This is a genomic window from Cupriavidus sp. H18C1 (assembly GCF_049311595.1).
GTDB classification, from domain to species: Bacteria; Pseudomonadota; Gammaproteobacteria; order Burkholderiales; family Burkholderiaceae; genus Cupriavidus; species Cupriavidus cauae.
Window position 1 is genome coordinate 711,379 of sequence record NZ_CP186009.1, and the last position, 13,359, is coordinate 724,737.

The window sequence follows — 13,359 nt, forward strand, 5'->3', positions numbered from 1 at the left end:
CGGCGGGGCGCTCGAGCGAGCCACGGGAGCCGTCCCAACACCGGAAAGGGGGGAAATCGAACCCGTTCGGCGGGCCGCCGAGCCCGCGATAGCGGCACGCAGAAACGGGTACGCCTTGCGCCCAGCCACCCCGCGATATGCCCCTCGCCCCGCTCCCGCAACGTTTGCGCGCTATATTGCGGACCAGGGGCCCCGCCATCGCGCCAAACCGCGCCAAGCCACGACAGGCCGTGCCAAGCCGCGCCATGACCGGGCCACCGCTCCTTGCCGGGGGAACAGATGGCGTTCACTGAAACGATCGGCGCGCGGCGCTATGCGTTCGCGGACCTGAAGACCCTGCTGGCCAAGGCCAGCCCCGCCCGCTCGGGCGACCAGCTGGCCGGCCTCGCGGCCGACACCGAGGAAGAACGGATGGCCGCGCGCATGGTGCTGGCCGACCTGCCGCTGTCGCGCTTCCTGAACGAGGCGCTGATTCCCTACGAAAGCGACGAGGTCACGCGCCTGATCGTCGATCGCCACGACGCCGACGCCTTCGCCGAGATCGCCGCGCTGACGGTCGGCGAATTCCGCAACTGGCTGCTGCTGCATGAGACCGACGGCACGGTGCTGGCCCGGGTGGCGCCGGGCATCACGCCGGAGATGGCGGCGGCGGTCAGCAAGCTGATGCGCAACCAGGACCTGATCGCGGTGGCGCGCAAGTGCCGCGTGGTCACGCGCTTTCGCGACACCATCGGGCTGCCGGGCCGGCTGTCGGTGCGCCTGCAGCCGAACCATCCGACCGACGACCCCAAGGGCATCGCCGCCTCGATCATCGACGGCCTGTTCTACGGCTGCGGCGACGCCACCATCGGCATCAATCCCGCCGGCGACAACCTCGCGTCGATCGTCGCCCTGCTGCGGCTGATCGACGAGCTGCGCGAGCGGCACGGCGTGCCGACGCAGTCGTGCGTGCTGACCCATGTCACCAACACGCTGCGCGCGATCGAGCAGGGCGCGCCGGTGGACCTGGTGTTCCAGTCGATCGCCGGCAGCGAGCAGGCCAACGCCAGCTTCGGCATCGACCTGGCGCTGCTGGCCGAAGCCCGCGCCGCGGCGCTGTCGCTCGGCCGCGGCACGGTCGGCGACAACCTGATGTACTTCGAGACCGGGCAGGGCAGCGCGCTGTCGGCCAATGCCCACCACGGCGTCGATCAGCAGACCATGGAGGCGCGGGCGTACGCGGTGGCGCGCGCGTTCTCGCCGCTGCTGGTCAATACCGTGGTCGGCTTCATCGGTCCGGAGTACCTGTACGACGGCAAGCAGATCGTGCGCGCCGGGCTCGAGGACCATTTCTGCGGCAAGCTGCTGGGCGTGCCGATGGGCTGCGACATCTGCTACACCAACCACGCCGAGGCCGATCAGGACGACATGGATACGCTGCTGACGCTGTTCGGCGTGGCGGGCGTCAACTTCATCATGGGCGTGCCGGGCGCGGACGACATCATGCTGAACTACCAGAGCACCGCCTTCCACGATGCGTTGTACCTGCGCGAGACGCTGGGCCTGGCGCCGGCGCCGGAGTTCGAAGCGTGGCTGCAGCGCACCGGCATCCTGGGCGACGACGGCAGGCTGGTCGAGCCGGCCGAGCGCCAGCCCCTGCTGCAACTGGCGCACGACCTGTAACTGATCCGGGAGCGAACGATGCCTTCGAACCTTGCTCCGCCGCATCCCTGGCAACGGCTGCGCCAGTTCACCTCGGCGCGCATCGCGCTCGGCCGCGCCGGGCACAGCCAGCCCACCGACGCGGTGCTCGCGTTCGGTCTCGCCCATGCGCAGGCGCGCGACGCGGTGCATCAGCCGCTGTCGTGCGAGGCCGTCCAGGCCGCGCTGGACGAGGCGGGGTTTGCCAACCTGCGGGTGCATAGCGCCGCGGCCGATCGCGCGCAGTATCTGCGCCGCCCGGATCTGGGCCGCCGACTGGACGAGGACAGCCGCGAGCGGCTGCGCCAGGCGGCGGACGAGCCGTGCGACGTGGCCTTCGTGATCGCCGACGGCCTGTCGTCACAGGCGGCGCAGCGTCATGCGGTGCCGGTGCTGAGCTTGGTACGGGAGCGGCTGCCCGACTGGCGGATCGGCCCGGTCGCGATCGCCGAGCAGTCGCGCGTGGCTCTCGGCGACGAGATCGGCGAGCTGCTGCGCGCGCGCCAGGTCGTGATGCTGATCGGCGAACGCCCCGGGCTCAGCTCGCCGGACAGCCTCGGCATCTATCTGACCTACGACCCGCACCCCGGGCGCACCGACGCGCAGCGCAACTGCATCTCCAACGTGCGGCCCGAGGGGCTGTCCTACCAGCAGGCGGCCGACCGGCTGGCGTGGCTGCTGCGCGGCGCGCTCGCGCTGGGCTGCAGCGGCGTGCGGCTCAAGGAGGACAGCGGCGAGCTCGGCCAGAACGAGGCCGCCGCCCTCAGGTCACCGGCGCCGGATTGAACAGCACCAGCGCGTTCTGCAGCTTCCACTGCTCGGCATACGACTTGCGACCGCTGGCGATCTCCAGCATTGCGTGGAACAGCTGCCAGCCCACCTCTTCGATGGTGGCCTCGCCGGTAGCGATCCTGCCGGCGTCGATGTCCATCAGGTCGTGCCAGCGGCGCGCCAGATGGCTGCGTGTGGCGACCTTGATCACCGGGACTTCGGCCAGTCCGTACGGTGTGCCTCGTCCGGTGGTGAACACATGCAGGTTCATGCCAGCGGCCAGCTGCAGCGTGCCGCAGATGAAGTCGCTGGCCGGCGTCGCCGCATAGAGCAAGCCTTTCTGCTTCGCCTTCTCGCCGGGGGCCACCACGCCGTGGATCGGCCCGGTGCCCGACTTGACGATCGAGCCCATCGCCTTCTCGACGATGTTCGACAGGCCGCCCTTCTTGTTGCCCGGCGTGGTGTTGGCGCTGCGGTCGACGCGGCCCTTGCTGAGGTAATGGTCGTACCACGCCATCTGATCGATCATCGCCTGCGCGACCTCGGGCGTGGCGGCGCGCGCGGTCAGCTGGTCGATGCCGTCGCGCACCTCGGTGACCTCGGAGAACATCACGGTGGCGCCGGCCCGCACCAGCAGGTCGGTGGCGAAGCCGACCGCGGGATTGGCCGTGACGCCGGAGAACGCATCGCTGCCGCCGCACTGCACGCCAACGACCAGGTCCGACGCCGGGCAGGTCTCGCGCCGGCGCGCGTTCAGCCGTTGCAGATGGCGCTCGGCCGTCTCCAGGATCGAATCGATCATCGAGCCGAAGCCGACATGGCGCTCGTCCTGCAGGCACACCACATCGGGCGCGCCGCCCTCGACCTGCAGCGGGATCGTGCCGGCCTCGATCAGGCGCGTCGGCTGCAGCTTCTCGCAGCCCAGGCTGACGATCATCACTTCGCCGCCGAAGTTCGGATTGAGCGCGAGGTTGCGGATCGTGCGGATCGGGATGACCGCATCGGGCGCGTCGATGGCCACGCCGCAGCCATAGCTGTGTTCCAGCGCGACCACGTCGTCGACGTTCGGATAGCGCGGCAGCAGCTCGGCCTTGATCCGGCGCACGGCGAAGTCGACCACGCCGGCCACGCACTGCACCGTGGTCGTGATCGCCAGGATGTTGCGTGTGCCGACCGAGCCGTCGGCGTTGCGGTAGCCCTGGAAGGTGTAGCCCTCCAGCGGCGGCAGCGCGGGCGGCACGCGATTGGCGATCGGCAGCGCATCAAGCTCGGGCGCGGACGGCATCCGCAGCACGCGCTCGTTGACCCAGCTGCCGCGCGGCAGCGGCTTGACCGTGTAGCCGATGACGACGTTGTAGCGCAGCACCGGCGCGCCCTCGTCGAGATCGACCAGCGCGACCTTGTGGCCCTGCGGCACGTTCTCGACCAGCTGCAGTCCGCACGGGAAGGTCGCGCCGGCCGGCAGGCCGCCGTCGTTGGCGACGATGGCGACGTTGTCGGCCTCGTGCATGCGGATATAGAGCGGTTGGCCGGGGCCCCGGCTCGCCGTTTGCATCATCAGTGGTTCTCCTGTGCCGCCATCAGTCGGCGGCGATCTTTCCGGTTTCGATGACGCGCTTCCAGCGGGCCGACTCGGCGGCCTGGAAGCGGGTGAACTGCTCGGGCGTGTTGCCGACGATCTCGAAGCCGACCTCGAGCAGCTTGTTCTTGACCGCGGGGTCGTTCAGCCCGGCGACGATGCCCTTGTGCAGCCGCTCGCGGATATCGGCGGGCAATCCCTTGGGCGCGGCCACGGCCTGCCACGAATAGACGACCAGGTTCTTGATGCCGGCCTCGTCCATGGTCGGCACCGACGGCAGCACCGGCGAGCGCTGCGTGCTGGTGATCGCCAGCGCCCGGATCTTGCCGGCCTTGACGTGCGGCATCGCGGTGTTGATGTTCATGAAGGTCGCATCGACCTGGCCGCCGATCAGGTCGTTCATCGCCGGCGCGCCGCCCTTGTAGGGGACATGCGTGCCGCTGGTGCCGGTCTGCTGCCAGAACAGCTCGGCGGTCAGATGGTCGCTAGTGCCGTTGCCGGCCGAGGCGAAGGTCAGCTTGCCGGGATTGGCCTTCAGGTACGCCACGACTTCCTGCAGCGTCTGGAAGCGCGAGTTCGCCGGCACGGCGAGGATGTTCGGCGCCTGCACCGCGACCGAGATGTAGTCGAAATCGCGGGCCGGATCGTAGGGCGTGCTCTTGATCAGATGCGGCGCGATGACCAGCGGCCCCAGCGAGGACACCAGCAGCGTATAGCCGTCCGGTGGCGCGCGCTTGACGAAGCTGGCGCCGATCGCGCCCGCCGCGCCGGGCTTGTTCTCGACCACGAAGCTGGCGCCGGTCTGCTCCTGCAGCTTGGCGCCGAGGATGCGGGCGATCACGTCGGTCGAGCCGCCGGCGGGGGAAGGGCACCACCATCGTGACCGGCTTGTCGGGCCAGGCGGCGTGGGCGGACAGCGTGGTGGCGAGGCCGAGGGCCAGCGTGGCGATCAGGCGTTTCATCAGTGTCTCCTTGAGGATGGGGTCTGCGCTTGTCGTGCATCGGCCGGTCTTGGGCGCCGGCCTGTTTCTGTCTATTTCTGCCTGTTTTCTGCCTGCGTCTGGCGCGTTCTCGTCGGCTGGTCGCCCTTACGGACGCTCGCCGAATTCGGCCTGCGCGCGGGTCCATGCCCGCGCCTGCTCGCTGATCGATACGCCCAGGCCCGGCCGCGTCGGCACGACGATGCGGCCGCCACGGATGTCCAGCCGCTCGTTGAACAGCGGCTCGAGCCAGTCGAAATGCTCGACCCAGGGCTCGCGCGGATACGCCGCCGCCAGGTGGATATGCAGCTCCATCGCGAAATGCGGGGCCAGCATCAGGCCGGCGTGCTCGGCCAGCGCGGCGACCTTCAGGAAGGGCGTGATACCGCCCACGCGCGGGGCGTCGGGCATCAGGTAGTCGGCGGCGCGGTGGCGGATCAGGTCCCAGTGTTCGGCGGCGCTGGTCAGCATCTCGCCGGTGGCGATCGGGGTATCGAACTGCGCGGCCAGCGCGGCATGACCCTCGTGGTCGTAGGCGTCCAGCGGTTCCTCGATCCAGACCAGGTTGAACGGCTCCAGCGTGCGGCACATGCGCTGCGCGGTGGGGCGGTCCCACTGCTGGTTGGCGTCGACCATCAGGGGCACGGCGTCGCCCAGGTGCTTGCGGACGGCGCCGACCCGTTCGAGGTCGCGCGCGCCGTCCGGCTGGCCGACCTTGAGCTTGATGCCGCCGATGCCGCGCTCGACCGAGGCTGTGGCGTTGATCAACAGCTGATCGAGCGGCGTATGCAGGAAGCCGCCCGAGGTGTTGTAGCAGCGCACCGCATCGCGCTGCGCGCCGAGCAGCTTGGCCAGCGACAGGCCGGCGCGGCGTGCCTTCAGGTCCCACAGCGCGACGTCGAAGGCACCGATCGCCTGCGTCGCCATGCCGCTGCGGCCCACCGAGGCGCCGGCCCAGCACAGCCTGTCCCACAGCCGCGCGATATCGCTGGGGTCTTCGCCCAGCAGCGTCGGCGCCAGCTCGCAGGCATGGGCGTACTGGCCGGGACCGCCGGCGCGCTTGGAGTAGCTGAAGCCCATGCCCTCGCGGCCGTCCGCGGTGGCGATCTCGGCGAACAGGATCGCGACCTCGGTCATCGGCTTCTGGCGGCCGGTCAGCACCTTGGCGTCGCTGATCGGGGGTGGCCAGCGGCAGATAGCAACTGGACAGGCGGATCCAGGCGATGCGGTCGGCGGCGAGGGTCATGGGGTGTCTCCGTTGTGCGGCAGGTCGTCTTTGTCGTGCAGCGAACATGACAACGTTGTCATTTCACCGCCAAAACAAGCCCGTTACAATGTCGGGCGCCGTGCACAGCGATTTTGTGCGGCGGCGCGACAGGAACGGGCACGTTTCGGCGAAATGCTAACGTTGTCATATCATCGCTGTCAACGCGCTTCGCCACGATGCCGGCTAATGGCTTTCCCGAAGCCGCCTGTCCGTTGCCTGTCGTTGCCCCTACCTTTTGCCTTGATCCGAGACCCCGACGTGGCCGCCACCAAAGCCCAGAACAAGTCCGTGACCCTGCATGACGTCGCCCGCGAGGCCGGCGTGTCGCTGATCACCGCGTCCCGCGCGCTGAGCAATCCCGGCATGGTGTCGGCCAAGACCATCGAACGCGTGCAGCAGGCGGCCGAGGCGGTGGGCTATATCCCGAACCTGATCGCCGGTGGACTGAAGTCGCGGCGCAGCCTGATGGTGGCGGCGGTCGTGCCCGATATCGCGGTGACGCAGTTCCTGCCGACCATCAAGGCGCTGACCGAGACGCTGGAGGCGGCCGGCTACCACCTGATCCTCGGCCAGAGCAGCTACGACGATTCGCGCGAGGAGGCGCTGCTCAACGCGATGATCGGCCGGCGCCCGGACGGCATCGTCGTCACCGGGCTGATCCAGTCGGAGGCGGCGCGCGAGCGGCTGCGGCAGTCCGGCATTCCGGTGGTCGAGACGTGGGAGCTCAGCGACCGGCCGGTGGACATGGCGGTCGGCTTTTCGCACGTCAAGGTCGGCAGCGCGGTGGCCGGCTATTTCCTGTCCAGGGGTGGCAGCGTGTGGGCATCGCCACCGGCGACGATCGCCGGGCGCGGATCCGCTCGGAAGCGTTCGTATCGACCTTCGGCCGGCCGGTGCCGACCGCGGTCGTGCCGGCGCCCAGCAATCTGCCGTTGGGACGGCGGGCACTGGCCGAGCTGCTGGAAAAGGAGCCGCGGCTGCAGGCGATCTGCTGCAGCTCGGACCAGCTGGCGCAGGGCGTGCTGGTCGAAGCGCAGGCGCGCGGCCTGCGCGTGCCCGAGGATCTGGCGGTCTGCGGCTTCGGCGATGCCGAGGCGTCCGCGCACATGGCGCCGTCGCTGACCACCGTCCAGGTCGATGCCGCGCGTATCGGCGCGACCGCCGCGCGGCTGATCCTGGACAAGTGCAAGGGCCTGCCGGTGGAGCCGCGCATCGTCGACGTGGGCTTTCGCGTGATCGAGCGGGCGTCGACGGGCGGGGCGGATTAGAGGGGCTGCGCGCCCGCCGGCGGCTTGCGGTCACCGCGTTACTGCATCACTGCGCCACTGCGCCACTGCGTCACGGAGTCACTGAATCGCTGCGTCACTGCGGCATCGCCGCCAGCCGCGGCCAGATCGCCTGCAATTCCCCCTTCAGGAACGTCAGCAGGCAGCGCGTCGCCATGGTCTGGTAGCGGTTCGGCAGGGTCAGCATGTAGAGCCGGCTGCCGAACACGCTGATGCGGTAGTCGCGCAATACCGGCGTCACCAGGCCTGCGGCGAGCTCGCGCCCGATCGCGTAGAGCGGAAAGATGCCGATGCCGACGTCGCCCAGCACGGCCTCCTTCAGGAAGGCGAAATTCTCGGAGCTCAACGTGGGTTCGAGCGCAACCTGCTCGCGCTCGTCGTCACCGGCGCGCGTGCCGAAGGCCTTCAGTTTCTGCCCGACCGGCGAGGCGCAGACGATCGCATGGCGCTGCAGATCGGCAAGCGTTTGCGGCGCCGGCTGCGCGGCCAGATAGGCCGGCGACGCGCATACCACCCAGTCGACCTCGCCGATCTCGGTGGCCACCACCGAATCGGGCGGCGTCGAGATGATCCGCAGCGCGACCTCGACATCCTCCGACACCAGGTTGTGGATGCGGTTGTCGAACACCACATCGAGCGTAATGTCCGGGTAGCGGTGCTTGAACTGCACCAGCAGCGGCGACAGCAGCGCGTGGCCCAGGCCGGTCGGCACCGACAGCCGCACATGGCCCTGCAGCGTCTTGCCCATATTGGTGATCAGCGCATCGGCCGCGGCCACCTCGGCCAGGATGTTGCGGCCGTGTTCGTAGAGGCCGGCGCCCACCGGGGTCGGCTCGACATGGCGGGTGGTCCGGCGCAGCAGCTGCACGCCCAGTTCCTCCTCCAGCGCCTTGAGTCGATAGCTGACGTTGGCGCGCGTCATCTTCAGCTTGCGCGCGGCGGCGGACAGGTTGCCGGCGTCGACGATATCGACGAACAGGCGCAGGGCGTTCAGATCCATCATGGCGAAATGGTGGTGGGGTGCGGCAGGAGCGGCAGGGGCGGGACGGCGGACCGGATAACGGCGCCGGCCGGGGGATTGTCAAATATGGCTGTCCATTCTGTCCAAGCTGGCGTGGATTGTCAAAATCCGGGGTCGGCGTACCATGACGGCGATCCGCCCGCACTGCCGGATCGGCCGGTCCGGCCCCGGACCGCTGCCGGCCCCCGCGGCTGCCACCCCTTCCTCCACCGAATTCCCACGGAGATCGCCATGACCCTGGACACCGAATCGTTTTCCCTGCTGCGCGCCTCGGTGCAGCGCTTCATCGAAGAGCGCCTGAAGCCCGCCGAGGACATCCTCGAGGAAACGGACGACGTGCCGGCCGATATCGTGGCCGACATGAAGGAGATGGGCCTGTTCGGCATCTCGATCCCGGAAAACTACGGCGGCATCGGCCTGTCGATGTCGCAGGAGTGCGATGTCGTCTATGACCTCGGCCATACCGCGCTGGCCTTCCGCTCGGTGTTCGGCACCAACGTCGGCATCGGCTCGCAGGGCATCCTGATGGATGGCACCGAGGAGCAGAAGCAGAACTACCTGCCGCGCATCGCCAGCGGCGAGCTGATCATCTCGTTCGCGCTGACCGAGCCGAACGCGGGTTCCGACGCGGCCTCGCTGCAGACCAAGGCGGAGCTGGACGGCGATCACTATGTGATCAACGGCACCAAGCGCTTCATCACCAATGCGCCGCGCGCCGGCGCCTTCACGCTGATGGCGCGCACCGGCGGCCCGGGCGCCTCGGGCATCTCGGCCTTTATCGTGCCGGCCGACACGCCCGGGATCTCGCTGGGCAAGCCCGACAAGAAGATGGGCCAGCGCGGCACCAAGACCTGCGACGTGGTGCTGGAAAACGTGCGCGTGCCGGCCGCCAACATCATCGGCGGCGTGCCGGGCGTGGGCTTCAAGACCGCGATGAAGGTGCTCGACCGCGGCCGCCTGCATATCTCGGCGCTGGCCTGCGGCATGGCCCATCGCCTGCTGACCGATGCGGTGGCCTACGCCAAGGACCGCAAGCAGTTCGGCCGCCCGATCGGCGAATTCCAGCTGATCCAGGGCATGCTGGCCGACAGCCAGGCCGAGCTCTACGCCGGCCTGTCGATGGTGCGCGAGTGCGCGCAGCGCTACGACGCCAAGGAGCCGGGCAAGAGTGATCCCGAAGTCAGCATGCTGGCCTCGTGCGTCAAGATGTTCTGTACCGAAATGGTCGGCCGCGTGGCCGATCGCGCCGTGCAGATCCACGGCGGTGCAGGCTATATCGCCGAATACAAGGCCGAACGCTTCTACCGCGACGTCCGTCTGCTGCGCCTGTACGAAGGCACCACGCAGATCCAGCAGATGATCATCGCCAAGCAGCTGCTGCGCGATTGAAGCCGGTCCGGACGCGGAGGGTTCGAGCATGAAACAGCTTCAACGCGTCCGCCTCGCCGGCACGGCACCCGGGGTGGCACACCCCGGTGCCGGCGCGCACGGCTGGGCCCCGCATTTGGGATGGACCGCGGACGAGCCGGTTCGTCCGCCATGCTTTCCGATCATCGCCGCGCTGCGCGCCGCCTGCGCCACGCCGCCCACCGCACCGCTCGACGTGGGCGCGCTGGCGCTTGGCGCGGCGGCGATTCTGGGCCGCCGCGATCCGATCGTGTCGGTCCAGGCGGCGGAACTCGGCGACGTCGACGGCGTGCTGTACCGGACCGGTACCGGCGGCTGGACGCTGCTGCACCGGGCCGCGCTGCGTCCGTCCGAGACCCGCTTCGTCCAGGCCTGGCTGCTCGCCTGCTATGCGATGCGCGGCGAGCATGCCGATACCGATGCCTTTGAATGCCGGCAAGCGAGCCTGTATTCGGTGGCCGATGACGACAGCCCGGCGGCGCGCGCCTACAGCTTTGCGGCGCGGCTGACGATGCCTGCCGCGGCCTGCCATCTGGGTCTGGCCGGCCATGTCGATGGCGATGTGCTGATGGCCTTTGCCTCGCAATTGCAGGTGCCGCTGCTGCATGCCGCGCGGCGCTGGCTCGCGCGGACGGCGCAGAAGGCCGTGCTGGTGCTCGATGAGGCCGGGACGGTGCGCGCCAGCTGGCTCAGCGAAACGGCGTGCTCGGCGGGGTGGCGGATCGATCCGGCCGCGGTGCCGGCGCGACAGTGGCGGGGCGAGGTCGAATCGTCCAGCGATGCCATGCCGGATGCCGTTGTCCACGAACGCCGCGTGGCGATGTCGGACTGGTTTGCGCAGGCGCCGGCCGGGGGCCAGCTGATGGAAGCGTCGTTGGGAATGGTCGACAGCGAACGGGGACGGCTCGGCCTGACCTTGTTGCAGCTGCCGCGCGATGCGGTCTGTCCGCAACCGCGCGGGATATGGCCGCAATACCGCGCCAGCGTCAGAGCGTAGCGCGCAGCGGCCGGTGATTCAGCGGATCAGCAGCCGGCGATCCGGGGCGCCGCGCGTCACGCCGCCGCAGTTTGCCGCGCCGTTTTTCGCGCCATTTTCCACGCAATTCGCCGCGCCGCGTGGCGCCAGCCGCTCGAGCTGGCGCTGCATCTTGGTCAGATAGGTGATCATCATGCCGCGCTCTTCCAAGCTCAGCGGCGAGACCCAGACCGATTGCAGCGCCTTGATGGCCTGACCGAGCTTCTCCATGCGATGGCTGGCGCTCGAGCGGATCACCGGAATCGGCTGCGCCGCATGCGGGCCGGGCTGCTGCTCGAGCCATCCCTGGTCCGACAGGCTGCGGACCATCGCCTCGAATTCCTCGGCCTCGAGCCAGGGCAAGGCGCAAGCCGCCGTGATGCGATCCGGTTCGGTGCGCTGCCGGTGTGCGAGGTGTTGCAGCAGATGCCATTCGGTCGGCGAGATGCCGGACTGCGACAGAACGTGATCCAGGGCCGAATGCCAACCGGCCAGATTCTCTTGCAGACAGCGCAGCAGCGGTTCCTTGGCGTCGTACAGGTTGGCTGACATGGTGTCGCGAGTCTCCTGTTGTGTTTTGCCTGATGTGTTCCGTTCGCTGGACTGCCCGGCGCTGGCGCGTTGGCCAACCCCGCCTGCGATCGGGGGCACCATCGTGCGTTGCCCGGATACCGCTTTCTTTCGAAAAGCTCACGAAAGTATTTGGTAGATCTTCGGGTAAAGCGATGGTTTTGGCGATATCCCTGCCGCTGCGGCACGGGGTCGCAGGGGCGCGCCGCGCGTCACGCTGCCCTCGCGCCGCCATCGCGCGCCTCAATCGCACCTGGCCCGTGCGCTGCCATCGCGCCTCAATGCCAGAAGGCATCCACCTCGCGCAGCAGATGGCCGGCCAGGATGTAGTCGCCGAGGCGGCTGGCGCGCGCTTCGAGCTCATGCAGTTCCTGGTCGGCAATGGCGCCGAGATCGAACAGGCAATAAAGATTGCGCTGACGGAACGTGGTCTTGGGTTTGGCGAGCCCTTCGATCAGGGCCTCGTGCGAGCGCACCGCGATGCTTTCCTGGCCGCGGTACTGGACCCGAATGCCGCGTTTTTCCCCCAGCCGGCCCAGTTCGACGGCGTCCTGCCAACCCGTTTCATAGTCCAGCTCCAGCGCCAGAACCTCACGGGCGGCCAGCAGACGCAGGGCCTCGTTTTTGCTGCCGGCTCGTGCGATTGACATGCTTACCTCCGTGGCGATCAAGGACTGTACAAATATACAGTCCTTGGGGTCACCCGGCAAGCAGAAGGTGCCCCCGAATGGCGCGCCGATCCGGGGGCGACGCCACGCCCGTGCGGCGTGGCCGATGACCGCTCACGCCGCCGCGCGCGTACCCATTGCGAGCTCCCGCAGAAACGCCTGCATCGACCTGGGCGGACGACCCAGGATCGCCTGCAGCACCAGCGTATTGGCGCGCAATCCATGGGCTGCGTAGTGTTGCTGGATCCGGCGCAGCAGCTCCCATTGGGCCGCGGTGTAGTCCAGCGGCAGGCGTGCCCTCCATCGCTCGAAATCGATCTCGCCGGGGACGATGTTGCGGCCGAGCGCGTCGCTCATCAGCGCGGCGATCTGCGTACGCGTCAGTCCCGCCTCGCCGGCCAGCTCGAAGCAGCCGTGGGCCAGCCGGTCGGTGGTCAGCGCCAGCGCGGCGACCTCCGCCACATCGCGATAGTCCACGCGCGCCACCGGCACGTCGACCGGATAGGGCTCGGCGAAGCTGCCCTCGGCCACCACGCGCGCCCAACCGCCCAGCAGGTTCTGATAGAAGTTCGCGGGCTGCAGCACGGTGAACTGCAGGCCCGAAGCGAACAGCGCCTGCTCGACCGGAATCTTGCTGGCGTGGTTGGCCAGCGTCACGTCGGTCGGCTGGATCACCGACGAAAACACGAAGCGCCGTACGCCGGCCTGCCGCGCCGCGGCGACCATGTTGACGCCCAGTTGCGATTCGTCCGGCGCGAAGGCCGGGCCGATGTAGAAGACCCCGTCGACGCCGTCCAGCGCGGCCGCCAGCGTCTCGGGCGAGCGCAGGTCGGCAACCGCGATCTCGTCGACGCCGTTGGCCAAGGCGTGGGGAGCGCGTTGCGCGTCGCGGACCAGTCCGCGCACGGTCACGCCCTTGTCCCGCAGCGCCTGCGGAACCAGGCCGGCAAACCGTCCGGCGGCGCCGACGACCAGCACGCGGCGCGCTGCCGCGGATTCGGAGGGAGATGTTGCTGTGGTGATGGATGTCACGGTGCGTTTCCTCGTTCGTGGTGGATGATCCGGACACGATAGAGAGTCACGCATTGGAGGAGAATACGGGCGCCCGATGATTC

General features: G+C 68.9%; 9 protein-coding genes and 3 pseudogenes. 5 read left to right on the plus strand and 7 right to left on the minus strand.

Annotated features, from left to right (window positions below; genetic code table 11):
* Window positions 1-279 precede the first annotated feature (279 nt).
* Entirely contained in the window at window positions 280-1,662 is a 1,383-nt protein-coding gene (locus OJJOAM_RS19035) for an ethanolamine ammonia-lyase subunit EutB (RefSeq protein ID WP_149318479.1), read from the plus strand.
* Window positions 1,663-1,680: 18 nt separating this feature from the next.
* Window positions 1,681-2,466: an ethanolamine ammonia-lyase subunit EutC gene (eutC, locus tag OJJOAM_RS19040; protein ID WP_422650736.1), complete on the plus strand. Its 786-nt coding sequence runs from the start codon at window positions 1,681-1,683 to the stop codon at window positions 2,464-2,466.
* Here the strand turns inward: eutC and garD are convergent.
* From garD to OJJOAM_RS19055, 3 genes and pseudogenes are all read right to left on the minus strand, one after another.
* Window positions 2,444-4,006: a galactarate dehydratase gene (gene garD, locus OJJOAM_RS19045; protein WP_422650969.1), complete on the minus strand. Its 1,563-nt coding sequence runs from the start codon at window positions 4,004-4,006 to the stop codon at window positions 2,444-2,446. The two genes, eutC and garD, sit on opposite strands and share 23 nt — an antisense overlap.
* 25 nt (window positions 4,007-4,031) lie before the next feature.
* Window positions 4,032-4,992: pseudogene (locus OJJOAM_RS19050) on the minus strand (Bug family tripartite tricarboxylate transporter substrate binding protein).
* A gap of 126 nt (window positions 4,993-5,118) precedes the next feature.
* Window positions 5,119-6,256: pseudogene (locus OJJOAM_RS19055) on the minus strand (L-talarate/galactarate dehydratase).
* Between the two features lie 279 nt (window positions 6,257-6,535).
* On the opposite strand from OJJOAM_RS19055, the pseudogene OJJOAM_RS19060 reads away from it, so the two are divergent.
* Window positions 6,536-7,545 (plus strand): annotated as a pseudogene (locus OJJOAM_RS19060) (LacI family DNA-binding transcriptional regulator).
* Window positions 7,546-7,639: 94 nt separating this feature from the next.
* Here OJJOAM_RS19060 and OJJOAM_RS19065 read toward each other — a convergent pair.
* Window positions 7,640-8,563, minus strand: a complete 924-nt coding sequence (locus OJJOAM_RS19065) for a LysR family transcriptional regulator (RefSeq protein WP_422650970.1) — start codon at window positions 8,561-8,563, stop codon at window positions 7,640-7,642.
* Between the two features lie 252 nt (window positions 8,564-8,815).
* On the opposite strand from OJJOAM_RS19065, the gene OJJOAM_RS19070 reads away from it, so the two are divergent.
* Complete coding sequence (locus OJJOAM_RS19070) at window positions 8,816-9,973, plus strand: acyl-CoA dehydrogenase family protein (protein ID WP_422650737.1); 1,158 nt, start codon at window positions 8,816-8,818, stop codon at window positions 9,971-9,973.
* Between the two features lie 28 nt (window positions 9,974-10,001).
* Entirely contained in the window at window positions 10,002-10,988 is a 987-nt protein-coding gene (locus tag OJJOAM_RS19075) for a hypothetical protein (RefSeq protein ID WP_422650738.1), read from the plus strand.
* A gap of 18 nt (window positions 10,989-11,006) precedes the next feature.
* On the opposite strand, the gene OJJOAM_RS19080 is transcribed toward OJJOAM_RS19075, so the two are convergent.
* The 3 genes from OJJOAM_RS19080 to OJJOAM_RS19090 form a co-directional block, all read right to left on the minus strand.
* Window positions 11,007-11,660, minus strand: coding sequence for a hypothetical protein (locus tag OJJOAM_RS19080; protein ID WP_422650739.1), 654 nt, complete (start codon window positions 11,658-11,660; stop codon window positions 11,007-11,009).
* A gap of 194 nt (window positions 11,661-11,854) precedes the next feature.
* Complete coding sequence (locus OJJOAM_RS19085; RefSeq protein WP_150084824.1) at window positions 11,855-12,226, minus strand: PHA-granule associated protein 4; 372 nt, start codon at window positions 12,224-12,226, stop codon at window positions 11,855-11,857.
* A gap of 132 nt (window positions 12,227-12,358) precedes the next feature.
* Window positions 12,359-13,276, minus strand: coding sequence for an NmrA family NAD(P)-binding protein (locus tag OJJOAM_RS19090; RefSeq protein ID WP_422650740.1), 918 nt, complete (start codon window positions 13,274-13,276; stop codon window positions 12,359-12,361).
* Window positions 13,277-13,359: the final 83 nt, after the last annotated feature.

Bases quoted from the DNA above. Each gene is read 5' to 3' on its own strand.
- OJJOAM_RS19035 (WP_149318479.1), top strand. From the start codon at position 280: ATGGCGTTCACTGAAACGATCGGCGCGCGGCGCTATGCGTTCGCGGAC.
- eutC (WP_422650736.1), top strand. From the start codon at position 1,681: ATGCCTTCGAACCTTGCTCCGCCGCATCCCTGGCAACGGCTGCGCCAG.
- garD (WP_422650969.1), bottom strand. From the start codon at position 4,006: ATGCAAACGGCGAGCCGGGGCCCCGGCCAACCGCTCTATATCCGCATG.
- OJJOAM_RS19065 (WP_422650970.1), bottom strand. From the start codon at position 8,563: ATGGATCTGAACGCCCTGCGCCTGTTCGTCGATATCGTCGACGCCGGC.
- OJJOAM_RS19070 (WP_422650737.1), top strand. From the start codon at position 8,816: ATGACCCTGGACACCGAATCGTTTTCCCTGCTGCGCGCCTCGGTGCAG.
- OJJOAM_RS19075 (WP_422650738.1), top strand. From the start codon at position 10,002: ATGAAACAGCTTCAACGCGTCCGCCTCGCCGGCACGGCACCCGGGGTG.
- OJJOAM_RS19080 (WP_422650739.1), bottom strand. From the start codon at position 11,660: ATGGTGCCCCCGATCGCAGGCGGGGTTGGCCAACGCGCCAGCGCCGGG.
- OJJOAM_RS19085 (WP_150084824.1), bottom strand. From the start codon at position 12,226: ATGTCAATCGCACGAGCCGGCAGCAAAAACGAGGCCCTGCGTCTGCTG.